The 2,807-nt window shown below is 80.3% G+C and carries 1 pseudogene; it reads left to right on the forward strand.

Going from position 1 to position 2,807, the window contains the following annotated elements:
• Positions 1-140: 140 nt before the first annotated feature.
• Positions 141-2,807 (forward strand): annotated as a pseudogene (locus A9X00_RS32410) (hypothetical protein); the annotation flags it as partial.

The following is a 2,807-nucleotide window of genomic DNA, read 5'->3' on the forward strand; positions in this document are numbered from 1 at the left end:
GTGTTGCCGCCGGCGCCGCCGGTGCCGCCGTCGATGTGAGTGGCGGTGCCGGCGCCGCCGAGGCCGCCGTCTCCCGGCCTCCCGCCGTTACCGCCGTCACCGGCGTTGCCGCCGGCGCCGGCGGCCCCGGTGGCACCGGCTTGACCCACGGCACGGACGGTGTCGACGGCAGCACGCCCACCGGCATCCTCGGCAACGGTGGCAACGGCGGTGACGGCTTCACCTCCACCGCCGCGGGTGCGCGTGGCGGCAACGGCGGCGGCGGCGGTGCCGGCGGCAACCACGGCAACGGTGGGGCTGGTGGGGCCGGAGGCAACGGCGTGACCGGCAGCGCCGGTTTCAACGGCGCCAACGCGGGCGACTCCGGCATAGACGGCATGGCCGGCGGTCGCGGCGGCGACGGCGGGCCTGGCGGGGCCGGCGGTTCGCAGGCAGGCAGCGGCGGGGCCGGCGGTGCCGGTGGGACCGGTGGGGACGGCGGCAAGGGCGGCATCGGTATCAGCGGCCACGACGGCAAGGTCGGCGTCAACGCCGGCGCCGGGCAGGATGCCGGCAGCGGCGGACGTGGCGGCAACGGCGGGGACGGCGGCAACGGCGGGGTCGGCGGCGCGGACGCGCACGGCGTGACAGCTGCCACCGGCGCCGGTGGCGCCGGCGGCAGCGGCGGCGACGGCGGCACCACCGGCAATGGCGGCGACGGCGCGAACGGCACCGCGGCCCACCCCGATGGCGGTCGCGGCGGCAACGGCGGCAACGATGGCGCCGGCGGGGCAAAGGGCACCGGCGGCACCGGCTCCACCCCGGGCACCGACGGCGCCGCGGGCCACATGCCCACCGGCGCGGGCAACGGTGGAAACGGGGGCAACGGCTATGACGCCGCGAGCGCTGGCGCGCCGGCCGGCACCTCCGGCGGTAAGGGCGGGGCCGGCGGCAACGCCGGCGACTACGGCACCGGCGGTGCCGGCGGCGACGGAGGCAGCGGTGTGGCCGGCACCGACGGGGCCAACGGGGTCAATCCGGGCGACTCCGGCACCGCCGGCATCACCGGCGGTAGCGGCGGCGACGGCGGCGCCGGCGGCCACGGCGGGTCGATCTCGGGTGATGGCGGCAATGGCGGGGCCGGCGGCACCGGCGCCAACGGCGGCAACGGTGGGAAGGGCATCACCGGCCACAACGGCGTCAACCCCGGTGAAGCCGGGCAAAACGGCGGTAGCGCCGGCAACGGCGGCAACGGAGGCAACGGCGGCAACGGCGGCATCGGCGGGGCAGTCACGAGCGGCACCGCGGGCACCACCGGGGTCGGCGGCAACGCCGGTAACGGCGGGGCCGGCGCTACCCCCGGCGACGGCGGCACCGGCGCGAGCGGCACGGCAGCCCACCACGACGGCGGGGCCGGCGGCAACGGCGGCGACACCGGTCTCGGCGGGGCAAAGGGCACCGGCGGCACCGGCTCCACCCCGGGCACCGACGGCGCGGCCGGCGCCACACCCGTCAGTGCCCTCGGCAACGGCGGGGACGGTGGCAAAGGTTACGACGCCGTCGCCGCCGGCGCGCCCGCCGGCACCTCGGGCGGCAACGGCGGGGCCGGCGGCAATGCCGGCAACATCGGCAACGGCGGCAACGGCGGGGCCGGTGGCAACGGCGTGGCCGGCACTTCCGGCCCGGCTGGCACCCTCGACAGCAACGGCAACAGCGGCGCCGGCGGCGCCGGCACGGCCGGCGGGAACGGCGGGAACGGCGGGGCCGGCGGACTGGGTGGCTCGATCTCCGGCCATGGCGGCAACGGCGCCGCCGGCGGCAACGGCGGCAACGGCGGTAACGGCGGCAACGCCAACGGCGCCAACGCGACCACCGCCGGTGCGACCGGCGGCAATGCCGGCACGGGCGGCACCGGCGGCAGGGGCGGCAACGGCGGCAATGGCGGGGTCGGCGGCACCGCCGCGCACGGCAGCACGGGCAGCACCGGGACGGGCGGCAACGGCGGCACCGGCGGGACCGGAGGAACCGCTAACGGCGGCAAGGGTGGCGCCGGAAACGCAGGCCACCTAGACGGCGGCGATGGCGGTAAGGGCGGCGCCTTCGGCAGCGGCGCAGCGGGCGGGACCGGCGGCACCGGATCCACCCCCGGCAGCAACGGCTCGACCGGCAGCACGCCGACCGGTGCCAACGGCGGTGACGGCGGGGCCGGTGCCGACGCTACCGCCATCGGCGGGATGGGCGGCAAAGGCGGGGCCGGCGGCGACGCCGGCGCGGTCGGCAACGGCGGCAACGGCGGCGCGGGCGGCCGGGGCGGTCCCGCCGCCGCCACCAGCAACCCCCCACCGGCTCCTCCAGTTGCTGCCCCAGGCACACCGCCGCAGGCCCCTTCCGGCACCAACGGCACCGACGGCACCAACGGCACCGTGGCCGGGCAACCCGGCGGCAACGGTGGCAGCGGCGGGAACGCCAGCGGGACCAGCTCCGCCGGCACCGGCGGCAAGGGCGGCACCGGCGGCGACACCGCCACCGGCGGCACCGGCGGCAGCGGCGGCGATGATCAGAACAATGGCGGCACCGGCGCCGTTGGCGGCACCGGCGGCACAGGCGGGGCCGACGGCGGGACTGGCGGCAACGGCGGCACCGGCGGCCAGGGCGGGGTCGCCGGTGGGGGCGGGGTCCCCGGCACCGGCGGCACCGGCGGCGCCGGCGGCACCGGCGGTGCCGGCGCCGCGCCGGGTGCCCCCCGGGGGGCCCGCCGGCGCGGCGGGGCCGGCGGGGGGGGCGGCCCACCCCGCGGGGATGGGGGGGCCGGGGGGGTTGGCGGGGCG

The sequence above is a fragment of the Mycobacterium sp. 1245805.9 genome (genome assembly GCF_001672915.1).
Lineage (GTDB): Bacteria > Actinomycetota > Actinomycetes > Mycobacteriales > Mycobacteriaceae > Mycobacterium.